Origin of the sequence: Limnohabitans sp. T6-20 (assembly GCF_003063505.1) — a bacterium.
GTDB lineage: Bacteria > Pseudomonadota > Gammaproteobacteria > Burkholderiales > Burkholderiaceae_C > Limnohabitans_A.
The window spans coordinates 22,235-38,366 of record NZ_NERW01000002.1 but is presented as its reverse complement, the minus strand read 5'-3'; the positions used below and the strand labels follow the sequence as shown (position 1 = coordinate 38,366).

Below are 16,132 nucleotides of genomic sequence, written 5' to 3'. Positions count from 1 at the left end.
CCCTGTTAACTCAAAATTGTTCACTCAGTATTTGCCAAATCTTAGGTCTGCGCGTCCGCACAGTGTCCCTGAGTCGACAAGGCCTGCATCCCGCGAACCACCGGCACCGAAACACGCCAACCCAAATCTTCTTCGATCCGCTGCGTCGAATACCGAGCACGCCCGCTCAAGGCTCGCACACGCGCCACCGTCAAGGGCCAACGCGGCAACCATTGCAGAGACCTTGCCAACAACATCATGAAGCCCAAAGGCCATCTGCGCGTGGGTGCAGATACACCCATGCCCTTGGCCATCGCCTCGACCAAGTCCTCCATGGTCGACCAATCCGATACGTTGTAGGTCTTGCCCGAAGCCTGCGGCAGCGCTGCGCACAGCAGCAAAGCACTGACCACATCATTCACATGCACATAGTTGGCCGATGCACCCGCGGGCCCCATGTAGGCGAACCATCCACGGCGAATCATGTTCATCATCTGAAACAGCGACTGGTTCACCATGCCGGGGCCATACACATTGCTCGGTCTGACAATGCAAACCTCCAATTGTCCCAGCCTCGACGCATCGCGCAGCAGCTGATCAAACAGGGTTTTGGTCTTCTCGTAGGGCCCTGCGGGTTTCTCGGGGCTGTGCTCATCCACACAACCCTCAAAAACAGGCCCATAGGCCCCCACACTCGATAGCTGCACCCAACGCCGCACACCCGCGGCCACTGCCGCATGCAGCAGCCTTTCGGGGCCTTGCACATTCACCGCCATCATCACCTCGGGCTGGCGGATTTCTGCAGCGGCATGGATCACCACATCCGCCCCCTTCAAAAAGCCAGACCAATCACGCGTATCCACCAGATCGCCGACAAAAACATCGCCCCCCGCTGATTCGGTCCACTTTTGCGGCTCACGCGTCAACACCCGCACCCGCCAGCCAGCAGACAGCAACTGCGGCAGCAAAACCTTGCCAATGAAGCCCGAAGCCCCTGTCACGGCCACAAGGCCACGCGGCTCCTTGGCCAAGCTTGTCATGTTCATCGGGTCAGACATCTCAATTTCTTCTTGTTGGATGAATTACCGCAGCGTTGTGGAGCGAATCACCCACGCAAACACCCGCTTGGACAGCAACAAGAAGGAAAACAACCTCAAAGGTGCCATCAAAAGCACCAAGGCCGAATGAGCCCAACCCCTTTGATTGCCCAAGAATTTATAGCCTATGGAATTTTGGTAAAAATAAGCCAGGTCATCCAGCTTTTTCAGCAAAGACCAGCCATGCAGATGGGGCCACAGTTTTTTTACCCGAAACAAATGAAGCGACCGGACATACCAAATGTTGCAGATCTTCTCGGCCCCATTCGACACGCCAAACCCCACCCTGTAAAAAATGGTCGAGGCATCAATTGCAGAAATTTTCTTCTTCGATTCGAGCAGCTTGAACCACAAAGGATAATCTTCCAGCATCATAAAATCCACATCTGCAAAGCCCACATCCTGGAGTGCGGATTTCTTGATGAAACAAGTCGGAGCAGGCAGTGGATTTTTGTACAACGCAAATTTCAACCTGCCTTCGTCTGACAAGCCGAAGAAAAAATCATCCAAGCGCACTTCATTGACAGCACCATTTTTGTCAAATGTCGTCATGTGCGAAAAATAAGCATCACACGTTCCCTCGTCTTTGGCAGCTTGCGCCACAAACAAACTCAGGCATTGGGGCTTTAGCTTGTCATCGCCTGCAATGGTCTTGATCCATTCACCAGAGCAAGCACGCCAAGCGTTGTTGCAATTGACAGAGATGCCCGAGTTTTTAGCCGCCAAAACGGGTTTTATGAGGGTCGGATATTGGGCGGCATAGCGCAATATCACTTCTTTTGTGCCATCTGTTGAGCCATCGTCTGCGATGACGATTTCAAAATTTTCATAATCTTGGGCCAAACAAGACTCAATGCACTCGCCCAAAAAATCTTTCTGGTTGTAGGTGATGATCGCAATGCTAACTTTAGGAAATGTCATATTTTTATTTTAATTTTCGGCTCACCAAAAACGCCACCACCACCCAATACAAAGCGTAATTGATCGCATGGGCCACAGACACCCCCACCAAACCCATATGCTCCACCAAAATAATGGTTAACCCTAAAAATGCAGCAGAAAAAATAATTTCAGTCGAGATAAACAGCACCGTCATCGACTTGCCGAGCATCACGAATGCAAAAATCCAGCTTGCAATTTTCAATACATCACCCATCAGCTGCCAAAAAAACAGCACATCCATGGGCAGAAAATCTTCAGTGAACAAGATTTTGACAATGGGCTCGCGCAGCAAATACACCAACAACGAACACACCACCGCCACAGGCAATATCACGCGATACCCGGCAACAATCTCTTTTTTTATTTCGGCCCGGGTTTTTAGCTCTGACAAGCGTGGCAAATAATACACACTGAGCGTTGTGGTCACGAGCATCAAATAGGCACCGCTCAATCGCCACATGGCCTCCCAGTAGCCTGCGGCCGCCCACCCCAATGTTTCGCCCAGGTGGTTGCGAATCAAGATATGGCTCAAGGGCACCACGGCCGCAGAGGTCAAGGCCATGGCCGTGTACTTGGCCAAATTCTGGGCCACCTCTTTGTCCAAACGGCCAAAAAGGTGCCGCCAATGAAACCAAGGGGTTTTGATGCACAGGGCCAGGGTCACAAAAAACGCCAAGGACTGGTAGACCGCCAAAGCCACCAGGGCGCCATACAGCCCCCAATGCACCACCATCCAAGCCGTGACCGCCAGCGCAAACAGGCTACCGGCAATGTTGGCCACCACATAGCGTGGAATGTCTTTTTTGCCATTCAATATCGCCAGCAGCAAGGTATTGAAAACAAACAACACCAAGGTGGCGGCAAACCAAACGAACACCGAGGCCAAGCGCTCGTCACCCAAAAACCACAAGGCCAAATCGGCCCTGAAGATCAAGACCAACACGCTCAAGATGAACGAGCCTGCCAAGGCAATCGTTCCAGCGGTTTGCCAGACCCGCTTTTGCTGGCGCTCGTCCTCGTGGTATTCGGCGGTGTATTTGGTCACCCCTGTGTTGATGCCACCACTGGCCAAAGTGATGACCATCTGCACCGCATTTTGAAACTGCCCCAGCGCCGCATAACCCGCAGGGCCCACATACACGGCCAATATTTTGTTGATGCCCAGCAAGGTGAGCATCTTCACGCCCACCGCAACGGCGTTGAGCAGGCTCGTCCTGATGAGCGTCAAAACATCAACCGCGGTAGGCGTTGCAAGCGGCAATCACTTGCTGCACTTGCGCCGCCGTCATGGTCGGCCCAATGGGCAAGCTCACCACCTCGCTGTGGATCGCTTCGGTCAAAGGCAGCTGCAAGCTGCTGTAGGCCTTGTACGCCTGTTGCTGGTGCGGTGGAATCGGGTAATGGATCAAGGTTTCAATGTCCGCCGCCTTCAGGTGCGCCTGAAAGGCGGCACGCTGCTGCACCCGCACCACAAACAGGTGAAACACATGACTGGCCAATGCGTCCAGCGTGCTATCAGGGCCAATGGGCAGGCGCACCAAAGGGTTGGTGATGCCCTGGGCATAGGCCACAGCAATCTCTTGGCGCACGCGTGTTTCCGCGTCCAGGTGTTGCAGCTTCACGCGCAAAAGCGCAGCTTGCATTTCGTCCAATCGGCTGTTGAGCCCTTGGTACAGGTTTTCGTATTTTTTGTGGCTGCCGTAGTTGCCCAGGGCCCGCACCGTTTGGGCCAGTTCGGGATCGTTGGTGGTCATTGCCCCCGCGTCGCCCAATGCGCCCAAATTCTTGCCGGGGTAAAAACTGAAGCCCGACGCATGCCCCCAGTTGCCTGCCCGTTTGCCGTCTACCGAAGCGCCATGCGCTTGCGCAGAATCTTCTAACACCAACAGCTGATGTTCTTGGGCAATCGCCATGAGTGCTTTCATGGGCGCGAGTTGGCCATACAGGTGAACCGCCACCATGGCCTTGGTCTTGGGCGTGATGGCGGCCCGCACCTTGTCGGGGCAAAGGTTAAAGCTGCGCTCATCGGGTTCCACCAACACTGGCTTGAGCCCGTTTTCGGTGATGGCCAACACGCTCGCGATGTAGGTGTTGGCGGGCACGATGACCTCGTCACCCTCTTGGAGCTTGCCCATTTCTTTCCAGGCACGCAGGGTCAACACCAGCGCGTCCAAGCCATTGGCCATGCCAACGCAGTGCGTGGCGCCGCAATAGACGGCAAAGTCTTGCTCAAAGGCTTTGACTTCTTGGCCCAGCACATACCAGCCGGAGTCGATGACCCGCGTGGCCGCATCGACCAGGGCCTGGCGGTATTGCTGGTTGATGGCTTTTAAATCAAGAAAGGGAATCATCTGCTAAATATCTCACAACTTTGGCCGGGTTGCCCACCACCACCGCACGGGCCGGCACATCTTTGGTCACCACAGCACCAGCCCCCACCATGGCGTATTCGCCAATGATCACGCCAGGCAACAAGGTGGCATTGGCCCCAATGCTTGCGCCCTTGTGGATGGTGACGCCGCAAAATTTATCCGGGTAATGTTTGGACCTGGGGTACAAGTCGTTTGAAAACGTGGCGTTGGGGCCAATGAACACGTCATCGCCCACGACCGTGCCATCCCAAATCTGGACACCCGACTTGACCGTCACACGGTCGCCAATCACCACATCACCTTCTATCAAGGTTTGGGCGCAAATGTTGCAGTCAGCGCCAATGCGAGCGCCCTTGAGCACCACCACAAATTGCCAAACCCGTGTGCCTGAGCCAATTTGGCACTCGGCCACATCTGCCAGTGGGTGAACAAAGCTCATGACGCCACAACCCGTTTGAATTCGTCGTAAGAACGGATGTAGTCGGTCTCGTCGTAAAACTCGCTGGCCAACACCAACAACACACAATCCGGGCTGAAATCGTGCATTTCGCGCCAAACCAAATCGCCAATCAGCAGGCCTTTGGTGGGCGAGTCTAGCCACACCTCTTCACGCTTGTGACCATCGTCCAACACCATGCGGCACTTGCCGGTGACGCAAACGGACACCTGCTGCAAGGCGCGGTGCGCATGAAAACCGCGGGACACGCCCGGTTTGGTGCCAAAAATGTAATAAACCCGCTTGACATCGAAAGGCACGGTTTTGTGCGCTTCAAGGGCAACGAGCGAACCCCGCTCATCACCCAAAGGTGGGAAATCAATCGTTTTAATCAAACTCATCTGTTCGTTCCAATGTGAACAACATTGACGCCCCAGCCTTTCAGCTCTTTCACCAAATCAGCCACTTTGCTGTTGCGAATATCCGGACAATTTTCTTTGAACGTGATGCCCATCACACCCACCGTGCTGCGGGCCACGTCAATGCCGTTTTGCAGCATGCGCTTGATGATGCCCTGCGCCGCATAGCGTGCCATGTCGTCGTTAATACGGCGACCCGCCAAAATGACCTGCGGGTGATAGCCCAACTCTTCGGCCTTGTGGGTCAGGTAATAAGGGTCCACGCCAATGCAATGCCCACCGACCATACCGGGGCGAAACGGCAAAAAATTCCATTTACTGCCTGCCGCTTCCAGCACTTCCAGCGTGTCGATGCCGATGCGGTCAAAAATGACCGACAGCTCATTGACGAACGCGATGTTCAGGTCGCGCTGGCTGTTTTCAATCACCTTGGCGGCCTCGGCCACCTTGATGCTGCTGGCCTTCCAAGTGCCCGCCTTGATGATGCCTTGGTACAAGGCATCGACCTCATCGGCCACTGCGGGTGTGCTGCCACTGGTGATTTTGCGGATCGTGGTGAGTGTGTTGACTTTGTCACCGGGGTTGATGCGCTCGGGGCTGTAGCCGCAGAAAAAATCTGTGTTGAACTTGAGCCCGCTGAACTTTTCGAGCACGGGCACACAAACCTCTTCGGTCGCACCGGGGTACACGGTGGACTCGTAAATGACCACATCCCCAACTTTAAGGGCCCTGCCCACGGTCTCGCTGGCTCGGACCAATGGCGTCATGTCGGGGCGGTTGGCCTGGTCTACCGGGGTGGGCACCGTAACGATGAACACATGCGCTGCTTGCAAGTCTGAGGGGTTGGCGCTGTAGCGCAAATGCACTGCGCTGCGCAGCTCTTCGGGGCTGCACTCCAGCGTGTGGTCTTGGCCAGACTGCAGCTCGAGGATGCGTGACTGGTTGATGTCAAAACCAAGCGTTTCGCGTTGTTTGCCAAATTCGACGGCCAGGGGAAGGCCGACGTAGCCCAAGCCTATGATGGCTATTTTTTTATTAATCATCATGCTTATTTATTTTCATATATAATCGCCCTCAAAAAATAGAAGGCCATTGCATTAAGTTTTTTTATTATCTGAACACTACCCTTAATTATTAAAATTTATTCACATCACGCTCTGGCTTTGCAAAACCGATCCAATGCTTAAAATAAATTAAATAAATAAAAAATTTAAATAACCGTCGAAGACTACACATGATAACATTAATCACCACATCTTCATCAATACTTGAGGGGAAGATTCATGAAAAATCAAGACATTGCCAGTGGTTAATATTTTATATTCTTCTTAGTTTTGGCGCATGTCTTTCTTAATAAATTCATTTAATTCAGCTGGCGTCCCCAGTACATGTACATCCTGCACGTGAAAATCAGCAATTGAAATATTCTTGCCATTTCCAAGAAGGTGTTTATATAGCGGCGCCACATAACGCTCCCCTTTCACAAGATTAGCAGGATTAGAAAAGAACTCTTCATAGGCTTCTACAAAATCGCTGGCATGAGCGAACCAGTATAGACCGATGGAAGCATAGTCAGAGATGCGTTTCTTTTCAGTAATATCTGTGGCCCATCCGTCGGCGCCTAGGCTTACAAAACTCCAATGATCGCCGGATGCACGAAAACAAGGCACCCAACCATCCGAATCTGGATGAATATGTGCAGGATGCAATACAAGCGGATTCACATAGGTGTCAATATTGTAAATTAGCAGAGGCGCATCAGACAGCCACAGCTCGCGTGACACATAAGCACTGGTAGCTTGTCCATCCGATATTTCGGCTAACTCGACAATATGAACATTCTGTAACCCCATTTTTTTGCAATGCTCACGCACAAAATCAGCCGAGTGATTTTCTTCCAGACATACAAATATCAGATGACTCTCATGGCTTAGGAAGTTTTTTAAGGACAATAAAGACCAATAAAATAGATTATGACCATGAGCCATAATCTCATACTTGGGCACAGTGTAACCAGCCTCGTAAAAACGCGAACCACGACCGGCCATAGTTATAACGACATTCTGCTTCATCATTCTTGCCCCAACAGCTTTTGAATTTCCTCTTCAGATAAATTGAGAAATTCTTCCGGTCGTATTGCACGATCATCAATATAGAACCCCTTGCTACGCGGCCAAGGTTTACCAAATAAAATCTCATCATAAGGTATGTCCCACTTTGCGAGCCACTCAAGCATTACCGGGGCAGTATGCTTATTAATGAGTCCCAGATTATTGTTGTGAGTTTTCATATTGCGCGAAGTAAATAGTAAAATGCGATAACCACAATTTTGGTATTCACGTAGCTTTTCAATAATATTATGCCTTGGTTTCAACTCAGCATAGGACTGATTGGCCGTTTTGATGTCACAAAGTGTACCATCGATATCTACGACCAGCACGCCCTCGGATTCTTCAAATGCTTTATTCACTATCAACCTCATCAAGAATTTGTTTAGCCTTCAACATGAAGGCAATTACTTTATTCGGATAATCAATGTGCAGTGGTAACATAGAAAGAAATAATGATGCCTCCCCCAACCGCATAACGCGCTCGTCATAACCAATTTTATGCACACGACTCCTAAATATCGACTTAAGAGCAAGATTATTATCAGAATTTATATATAATACAAGGTCATTGTTATCGGAAAAACCTACGCTATAAAGCCCATTATTTATGAAATCATAATCACCAAGGGCACTGTGAGATATTTTACATAGATCGTAAAGCGGATGAGTCCATAAATCCTCCTCATTTATAGCTCCTTTGGGATCAATTAGCTTAAGTAAATAACGTTGCTGATCATAGAGGATATTCGAAAAACAAGGATCGCCATGACCGACCACTCCATATTCAAAGGCAAAACCATTTTTATAACGATTGTAAAGATGTAGGTAACGCTTAAGCAGCTGATTCAGATCAAGTTCAGAAGTAGCGCTGGTTGCCAGCACATTGATACGTTGCCCATCATCCAAGGCGAGGAACTGTTTCACACGCGCCTCTACTTTGATTACAAAAAGTTCATATGCTACGCGAGAAGATTTCTCCTTGCTACAAATTCTACGCGGGCGCTCGGCGACAAAAAACAACAATCGATCCACAAAAGACTCGAAAGTCTCAGCATTGAAAGCGCCATGCACCCATTGCAACGCAGCGTCAGCAAAATAATAGCGCAGCATTCTATAGGAGGCATGATCATTGTGATCCTGATAATCGAAGGGCTGAATTAGCCAAGGCCGCATTGATTCAGGTACAAGACCATAAAATGAATATTCTGCTAGCATCTTGCGACGATCAGACGAACTATTTGTATAGTAATAAGTGTCAATACTAACCTGATTAAAATGCCTAGTAGCAGTCGAGCCGGAAGTGAAACTTAAGAAATCGCTAATCTTTCCCAGATCCAGCGGCTGTACCGACTGCACACGCTGACTGCCCTGCCAGCCTTGCTCCCATGCGTGTAAAGGTGCAGATTCAAACGCAGCCCATTGCTCAATTAAACTGTGTGCATTACGTAGAAAAACCAATAAAGGCTTGTAAAGCCTATCTGTAAAATCTTCTTCTGAGTAAGGTAGTCGCTCTATAAGCTGGTTTATTCGTTCAGGTTCTATGAAGCCTGCTCGTCCTGCGATAACACAAACAGCGCAATCTTCGCTACTGGCCTCTAGTGTGGCGCGTAGGGTAACTACATCTTCAGCAGTGCGTAAATGGATGAAACGTTTGCCTGCCCATTCAGGTAAACAGGCGCGAAAATGTTCAATAAGTGCGCGACGCTTAAAAATAATGTCGCCAAAGCGACGGATACCGACAAGACTACTCACATCGCCGCTGGTGAATTCTCGATCATCAAGGACCATGAGAAATTTTTGATGCAAATCAGACATATCAATACCTCACTAGTTTGAGGTTATTTGCTAACCACAAGGCGGCAAGAAAAAGCACCGTTAAAAGTGCAAGCGCTAATGATTGATAGAGTCCAAAGGCTCTAGCTTCACCAACAACTCCACCAGGCAGGCTTGCTAACAAGCCAGAGGTAAACATGGATGCAAAGTCAAGTTCCCCTATAGAATAATGGTTTATGAACGCTGATAGAGCAGCTATCTCCAACGCCCATATTAACATTGACAGTAACAGAAATCCTATAAGCCTTCCTTCGACTGATTTGTAAATCTCCAACTCAAGACGACGCAGCACATAGCTAGCACGTAGCAACATAAGACCGCGAGCACTATGACTGGTGAGCACCAAATGTCGATTGAGATAGACTAAAACATTGGCCACTGCGAATAATCCGAGTAAACCAAACACGCTAACCAGAGTAAATATGATGAATATGGCACGCATCGAATTTGGCATGCTTACATTAAATAAGTAAAGACTGAGAATTAGCGCAGTAATTACTAGTACATCACCGAAACGCTCAGCTAGCCAAATAGCAAAAGCTTTACGACGGTGACCAAAGACATGGAAGAAAGCCGAAAGACGTAATAACTCACCTATTTTAAAGGGTAGGAAACTACTTGGAAAAGCAGTTAGTGCGTGCGCAGTAATGAGCTCAAAAGCCTTGTCGCGCTCATCCAGCGTCAGCAATGCAAGGCGCAACATACGAAAGCCATGGGAAGCAATGTAGAGTAGAGTAATACCGAGTAATATCAGTATATCTGTGTAGCGTACCAACAGCTCAATAGAATGGGCGCATATAAGCAGCCAGCCAAGCACCATGGAAGTCAGCAGGACGAGATAGATGCGCACATTTAGAGCCATAGTATCCGATCACTTTCTTCGATCAATGCTGTGAACGATTTTTCCGCTGTAAGATTCGAAGGGCTGGGTTCGCATTTCATACGTCAGAAAGGTACCGCGTTTAAAGAAAAAGACGCCGAGCATACCCAAAACCTTGAAAGCCTGCCGGAACAGCTTAACATTAGAAAGTTGATCTTCTTCACGCCAGCTGATCGGAAAAAAGCGTACACGCTGCCCTGCATGGTAACTTGCCAGCAACATTACATAGTTGAAAGTCAGGTCGTCCGGGAAGGATTTGTAATAGAACTCGCGAAAAGTATCCAAACGATACAAATTGAGACCTGAACCAAGGTCGTGAATATTACGGAAAACTGACAGAGAAAATAGTTTATTGTAGACATGGTTGCCCAAAGTGCGAATCCGAGAATACCCTTTGAGCCGACTACTGCTCATGAAACGGGCACCAAGTAGGCAATCCACATCCAAATGCGCACCTCGTTCGAGTTCGGGAATCACGTCACGAATGTCTGCCTGATCGTCACCGTGTAACACGATAAGATAATCGAAACCTTGTTCGATAGCGTAGCGAAAAGCCGCCTTGTGCGAACCGCCCAAACCGTAGTTTTTATCATTTAGCCAGGCAATAAAGCGGCATTGCGTAAATCGCGACTTACTACGCTCTATAGTCGCTGATAGCGTATTGTCTGGCGACCGATTATCTATAACAATAACAGTATCAACCCATTGCTGAACGTTCTCATCGAATTGGTCAATGACGCGCGGAATCTGCGCTTCACAGCGATATGCGGGAATAAAAACAAGTATTCGAGGGATAGACTCAGTCATGGACGTAATGCTTTTTGCGCAAATAGGTGCGTAAGAAACTTCATAAATATGAAGTTAGTAACAAGATTAAACGGAGTAATAATAATTTTAGCGGCAATTTCAGGGTTTTGACTAATTTTTACTAGCTGAAATATACTTGGTATTTCATGAACAGTCATGTGCATCAACTGCGAGTAGATCAATATAGAAACGAACTGGAAACACCAGTAAACAACTAAAAAAATACTTGACCCCTTACCACCAAGCTTAAACACCGTCTTGAGTGAAGTGAACCAAACGAACGTTACGCCCACATAAGAGGATACAAAATTGGCCTTGAAGATTTCTAAATTGGACAAATTCACCAATAAGGTGAAGGTCACGAAGTCGCAGACCCAACCGAGACCCGACAACAAAGTAAAACTGAAGAACACTCTCGCAATAGTTAGAATTTTATCCACGATAATGCCATATTTTCATTTAAAAAAAGAGTGCTAATAAACATAATCCAAACAAGACATCAAGAAAACGTAAAATATTTAAATTACTGATCTTATTATATATATTAATTTTTAATTAGAAAATTTTACGAAATTTATAGATTTTTTTAGTTATTCATCTTATAATTAAATTTTTAATTATATAGTTTTTGCGTTTCTTTGCGTGTCATTTGGATCAACCAAATTTGATCGACCCCATTGCGTCCCAAACAATAGGTAATGTTTATAATCTCCAATCCGCTAGACTCTACAAATTTTTCTAACTTCTTACGTGTCTCTTCAGTTCCGTTCTTCAGAAGCTCTTCTCCTATAATCATCGCAAAGGATTGTTGCTTAATGAGTTTTGTATCATTATTAAGTTTAACCTGCATTTCGTTGAGAGAAAGGGCTTCATAGCTTGAAAATCTAGGACCAGTAATAGTTACAACCCCCATCCAATAACCCCATTGCGGAAATAATAAAATAGTTTCTGAGTTTAAATTCTGTATATGGGATGCCGCTACATTAATAACATCAGAATACATTCGCGAACCACCAGTCTGCTTTAATCGATCAATAAGATCCCATGATAATGAATAATTTGTTGCTATCATACCAACAAAAAGAGAGGCCATTACACCGCGCGAGACTCCCAAATAATACTGTAAATTAATGACTGTTTGCCACAGATAAACAATAGCAGCAGCTGTCATAGAATACATGATTGGAAGTAACATTACATAATGCTGAAGACCGAGCGGACGCCCCACAATTAATCCGAAAATAACATGAATAATGAGTATAGTGGTCATTATTTTAGCAAATAACCATAACGGTTTTTCGCACCAATCTACCATAGACTCCAATTGCCAAACCAATCTAACAATATAATAAATAACCAAAATCACCGGGCCAGAAATAAAAATCAACCAGTGCAACAAAATAAGGAAACCAGATCCCACCCAATTTCCGAATACATTTATCTGCAATGCACGACCAGCAACTAAAGAAGAAAATCTCTCAGCAACAATATGAAGGCGATCAATAATCCCACCCTGATTCTGATCTATAACACCATAGCTAGTCTGGAGTCCTCGCAACATTTCCTGATAGGCATGAAAATCTGTAATCAGAATGAGGGAGGCATGAGCATAGATATAAGGCAACCAACCCAACCCCGCGCCCATAACTAAAGGAATAACAATGCTGCGTAGTGATAAGTGATGTCGACAGTGATTAATATACATAGTAACAATCACTGCTGAATAAAAGGCAAAAATAAAATATGAGTATGCCGACAAACCAAGAAAAATACCAGCAAAGAATAAATTATGATGCCCTCTAACATCCAACTTTATTCTTTTATAATGCTCACCCAGCAGTCCCAATCCTACAAACATAAAAATTAAAGGAAACAATTGTAAATAATACTGCAAACGCCATGCAAAAAGGAAAGTTGGATCAATCGCAAGCAAGCAAAGGGCAAAACTACTTACAAAACGTGGAAATTGCCATTTATGAAGACACCACGACAAGGACACCAACACCAACATTCCAAGCAGCGCGTGAAAAATACGTACTTCGACAAGACCAAAGCCCGTAATTTTAAAAAAAATTAATCCAATATAGGCTGTAATATTTCCGCCATACAAAGAGTTGAGCAAAGGATAACGTTCCGTACCCGCAAAATAGTTATCGGGAAAAATCCAAACTGGAATATGATGATTTCCGCGCAAAAGCCAAGCTGCCATATAGTCTGGATTTACAGAATCCATGTAAAGACCTGGCAGTCCAATTTCTCTGAATGCAATAAAAGCGTATAACATCAGCGGAATTACCAATAGCCACCAATGTTTACCGAAATACGTCCCTGCTATATTTTTCATTTTTTTAATATATATTATTATATTCGGAAAATATAGTCATAGTTGAGTCACACAATCCCACAGGCTCGTGGCAGTGTACGTGGCAGCAGTTGATACGTCCCCCGACGCCCCTTTGTCCGCAAAATGGATTCGTGTCGCAACTCCAGCATTTAGAGCCGACAGCATGTCTGTGTCCTTGTCTCCAACCATAGCGGAAAGGGAGAGATCGATTCCATGTTTCCGGGCCGCACTAATTAGCATACCTGGATTAGGTTTGCGATCTTCCGACTCACGCCGATATTGGCCAATTCCGTGCTCCGGATGAAAAGGACAATGAAAGACATCCGTGATCGGTGCACCCTGCTCTCGAAACTGCTCACACATCCAGTCGGTAAGTGCCCTGAAATCCTGCTCGGTGTAGTAGCCGCGGCCGATGCCGGCCTGGTTTGTCACGACAATAAGCAGGTAATCGCGCCTGACAGCCTCCCGAGCCAGCTCAAAAATGCCGTCGATGAAGGAGAACTGTGCAATGGTCGAGGTATAGCCCGAATCATGGTTGATGACACCATCCCTGTCTAGGAACAAGGCTCGTCGAAGGGGCGTGTTCATAGCCCAGCCAACATCGCCTGAGCAGAGGTGTAATCGTCCGGCACACCAATATCGATGAAAAGCCCTCTCGTGACAAAGCCGTCAAACCGGACAGAATCGATGCTAGCAGCGAAGAAATCAGACTCGAGGGAGAAGGCTTGGCCGCGCGTAAAGCCCTCCAACAGGTGACGTGGCAGCACGTAACAACCTGCGTTGATCAGGCCGGGGCCGACATCACCTTTTTCTCGGAACGCGGTAATGCGCCCATCGGCCAGCTCCACCCGGCCATAACGCGCGGTATCAGGCACTTCGCGCACCACGATCAGGGGCTGCCGGTATTGTTCCCACATTGCTTCTAGCGAATCCACCTCAAGATCTAGGTAAGTATCGCCATTGAAGATATAGGCATGGTCCGAGCGACAATTCTCTAGGGCTGCTCGTATTGCGCCCCCGGTTCCCAATGGACTGTCTTCGATTTCATAGACCAATTCCATGTCTTGGTAACGGTCTCCGAAGTGCGTGACGATCGTCTGTGCCATATAGCCAAGTGACAGTACGATCCGAGTAAAACCCTTCTTCGCCAGCGTGGAAAGCAGGATCTCTAAGAATGGCCGTCCGGCAACGGGTGCCATCGGCTTGGGCAAATCAGGAACTACATGGCGTAGCCTCGTGCCGAAACCTCCCGCTAGAACAATCGCCTCCATCAGGCAGGCGCACGAAAAATCGCACTCTCCACCAAGCCACAAATGATGTGACCCATCACCAGATGGCCTTCCTGAATCTTAGGCGTCTGACTAGAAGGCACCTCCAGCAGGTGATCACACAGTTCGAGCATGGGGCCGCCACGATTCCCGGTAAGGCCAACGGTGATCAGACCTCGTTCCCGAGCCTCCTTCATGGCCATCAAAATGTTGGGGGATTTGCCAGAGGTCGAATAGCCGATAAATACGTCGCCTTTTTGCCCGTGCGCTTGCACCTGGCGTGCAAATAATTTTTCGTAACCATAATCGTTGCCAATTGCGGTCAGGATCGATGTATCTGTTGTCAGAGCGATGGCTGGCAGGCCGGGACGGTCAAATGCAAAGCGGCTGACAAACTCCCCGGCGATGTGCTGTGCGTCCGCAGCGCTGCCGCCGTTGCCCGCCAGCAGGATCTTGCCTCCAGCCCGGTAACAGACAATACAGGCCTGAGAAACGGCCTCCAGCAGAGCCACTAACTTCTCATCTGCTGCCATTTGGGTGCTGATGTACGCCGCTTCTTCGATCTGCTGCTTGATAAATGTCTTTATAGGATTTTCCATGCTTGTGTTCCGTGGTTTGTGAAATGGCAATTGCTGACTTGCCCGTTGAACTCGCTCAAAGCTCGGATTACTTCCATGCGTCTCTCTGTCGGAACAAAGAACATCATGAAGCCACCACCACCGGCCCCGGATACCTTTCCGGCCAGCGCTCCGGCCTGCAGGGCAGCGTCATATATTGAATCGATCAGCGGGTTGGAGACTGTCTTGGCGGACCGCTTCTTGCTTTCCCAACCGGCCAGTATGCTGTCGACGATGCCGGCGAAGTCTCCCTTCAACAGACACTCCTTCATGGCCAGCGCTTCACGCTTGATACCATGCATTGCATCCAGCGCATCCCGCGTGCCTGATGTCACGTTTTTGCTCTGGTCAGCAATGATCTTGGCGGATTCGCGGGATACGCCTGTGTAAAAAAGCACCAGCGATGCCTCTAGTTCGCTGATGATCCAGTCCTTAATGCGCAACGGGTTGATGACCGCCCGCTCCTCTGCGTAGAACTCCATGAAATTGAAGCCTCCAAAGGTAGCTGAATATTGATCCTGCCGGCCCCCCTGCAGGCCACAATCCACGCGCTCAATCTTGTAGGCCATGTGCGCGATCGTGTAGTCGTCGAGCGGCAGGTTAAGCATCTCAGCAAAAGCTTTAACCATTGCAACGACCAGGGTCGAGGACGAACCTAAACCAGAACCTGCGGGCGCATCGCAAAAAGTGCTGAGCTCAAGAGAAATCGGATTGCCATCGTTGTAGTTCAGCATCATATGGTTGTAGACCGCTTTGTGAAGGTCCAGCACACCATCAAATGCTAGGGGTACAGCTGCAGCAGTGGCCATTTCCTTCTGCTGATCCGTCGCCACGAAACGCACCTCGGACTGGTTATCGAGGACCTTGATCACGGCATACGCGTAACGACTTATGGTGGCGTTGAGGACGTAGCCACCATGGGTATCACAATAGGGTGCAACATCGGTTCCACCACCTGCCAGACCAAGGCGCAGTGGAGCTCGGGCTCGAATAATCATAGTTTCAACTCAGCAAAACACGGAAAAGA

Annotated in this window: 17 protein-coding genes and 1 pseudogene; all 18 read right to left on the bottom strand. The window is 48.3% G+C overall.

Translation table 11 applies throughout. From position 1 onward, the window contains the following. Positions 1 to 41: 41 nt before the first annotated feature. On the bottom strand, positions 42 to 1,037 hold the full coding sequence (locus B9Z33_RS06400) for an NAD(P)-dependent oxidoreductase (protein WP_108286228.1): 996 nt from the start codon (positions 1,035 to 1,037) through the stop codon (positions 42 to 44). Positions 1,038 to 1,061: 24 nt separating this feature from the next. Further along, positions 1,062 to 1,997: a glycosyltransferase gene (locus tag B9Z33_RS06395; protein ID WP_108286227.1), complete on the bottom strand. Its 936-nt coding sequence runs from the start codon at positions 1,995 to 1,997 to the stop codon at positions 1,062 to 1,064. 4 nt (positions 1,998 to 2,001) lie between these two features. Then, complete coding sequence (locus tag B9Z33_RS06390; protein ID WP_108286226.1) at positions 2,002 to 3,246, bottom strand: O-antigen translocase; 1,245 nt, start codon at positions 3,244 to 3,246, stop codon at positions 2,002 to 2,004. Positions 3,247 to 3,250: 4 nt separating this feature from the next. Then, the gene (locus B9Z33_RS06385) at positions 3,251 to 4,369 is read right to left on the bottom strand and encodes a DegT/DnrJ/EryC1/StrS aminotransferase family protein (RefSeq protein WP_108286225.1); all 1,119 of its coding nucleotides are present in this window, start codon (positions 4,367 to 4,369) and stop codon (positions 3,251 to 3,253) included. Then, entirely contained in the window at positions 4,353 to 4,829 is a 477-nt protein-coding gene (locus B9Z33_RS15790; protein ID WP_108286224.1) for an acyltransferase, read from the bottom strand. Before B9Z33_RS15790 ends, B9Z33_RS06385 begins: the two co-directional genes overlap by 17 nt. Continuing rightward, positions 4,826 to 5,227 carry an FdtA/QdtA family cupin domain-containing protein gene (locus tag B9Z33_RS06375; protein WP_108286223.1) on the bottom strand — a complete coding sequence of 134 codons (402 nt, stop codon included), beginning with the start codon at positions 5,225 to 5,227 and terminating at the stop codon, positions 4,826 to 4,828. Before B9Z33_RS06375 ends, B9Z33_RS15790 begins: the two co-directional genes overlap by 4 nt. Before the next feature lie 17 nt (positions 5,228 to 5,244). Continuing rightward, positions 5,245 to 6,291, bottom strand: a pseudogene (locus B9Z33_RS06370) (nucleotide sugar dehydrogenase); the annotation flags it as partial. 282 nt (positions 6,292 to 6,573) lie between these two features. Next, positions 6,574 to 7,317 (bottom strand): glycosyltransferase family 2 protein, encoded by a 744-nt coding sequence (locus B9Z33_RS06365; RefSeq protein WP_108287019.1) that lies wholly within the window; start codon positions 7,315 to 7,317, stop codon positions 6,574 to 6,576. After that, complete coding sequence (locus B9Z33_RS06360; protein ID WP_199220304.1) at positions 7,317 to 7,715, bottom strand: capsular biosynthesis protein; 399 nt, start codon at positions 7,713 to 7,715, stop codon at positions 7,317 to 7,319. Before B9Z33_RS06360 ends, B9Z33_RS06365 begins: the two co-directional genes overlap by 1 nt. Next, positions 7,708 to 9,171: a hypothetical protein gene (locus B9Z33_RS06355; RefSeq protein WP_108286221.1), complete on the bottom strand. Its 1,464-nt coding sequence runs from the start codon at positions 9,169 to 9,171 to the stop codon at positions 7,708 to 7,710. Before B9Z33_RS06355 ends, B9Z33_RS06360 begins: the two co-directional genes overlap by 8 nt. Before the next feature lies 1 nt (position 9,172). Continuing rightward, positions 9,173 to 10,039 carry a lysylphosphatidylglycerol synthase domain-containing protein gene (locus B9Z33_RS06350; protein WP_158270185.1) on the bottom strand — a complete coding sequence of 289 codons (867 nt, stop codon included), beginning with the start codon at positions 10,037 to 10,039 and terminating at the stop codon, positions 9,173 to 9,175. A 21-nt stretch (positions 10,040 to 10,060) separates the two neighbouring features. Next, positions 10,061 to 10,876 carry a glycosyltransferase family 2 protein gene (locus B9Z33_RS06345; protein WP_108286219.1) on the bottom strand — a complete coding sequence of 272 codons (816 nt, stop codon included), beginning with the start codon at positions 10,874 to 10,876 and terminating at the stop codon, positions 10,061 to 10,063. Beyond that, a complete protein-coding gene (locus B9Z33_RS15820) occupies positions 10,873 to 11,289 on the bottom strand; it encodes a GtrA family protein (protein ID WP_369916734.1) in 417 nt (138 codons plus the stop codon). Before B9Z33_RS15820 ends, B9Z33_RS06345 begins: the two co-directional genes overlap by 4 nt. Before the next feature lie 200 nt (positions 11,290 to 11,489). Then, positions 11,490 to 13,220, bottom strand: coding sequence for a hypothetical protein (locus B9Z33_RS15415; RefSeq protein WP_146183833.1), 1,731 nt, complete (start codon positions 13,218 to 13,220; stop codon positions 11,490 to 11,492). Positions 13,221 to 13,256: 36 nt separating this feature from the next. After that, on the bottom strand, positions 13,257 to 13,808 hold the full coding sequence (locus B9Z33_RS06330; protein ID WP_108286216.1) for a D-glycero-beta-D-manno-heptose 1,7-bisphosphate 7-phosphatase: 552 nt from the start codon (positions 13,806 to 13,808) through the stop codon (positions 13,257 to 13,259). Beyond that, positions 13,805 to 14,491 (bottom strand): nucleotidyltransferase family protein, encoded by a 687-nt coding sequence (locus B9Z33_RS06325; RefSeq protein WP_108286215.1) that lies wholly within the window; start codon positions 14,489 to 14,491, stop codon positions 13,805 to 13,807. Before B9Z33_RS06325 ends, B9Z33_RS06330 begins: the two co-directional genes overlap by 4 nt. Then, positions 14,491 to 15,087: a D-sedoheptulose 7-phosphate isomerase gene (locus B9Z33_RS06320; RefSeq protein ID WP_146183832.1), complete on the bottom strand. Its 597-nt coding sequence runs from the start codon at positions 15,085 to 15,087 to the stop codon at positions 14,491 to 14,493. Before B9Z33_RS06320 ends, B9Z33_RS06325 begins: the two co-directional genes overlap by 1 nt. Beyond that, complete coding sequence (locus B9Z33_RS06315; RefSeq protein ID WP_108286214.1) at positions 15,072 to 16,103, bottom strand: dehydrogenase; 1,032 nt, start codon at positions 16,101 to 16,103, stop codon at positions 15,072 to 15,074. The genes B9Z33_RS06320 and B9Z33_RS06315 overlap by 16 nt, the downstream gene beginning before the upstream one ends. Positions 16,104 to 16,132: the final 29 nt, after the last annotated feature.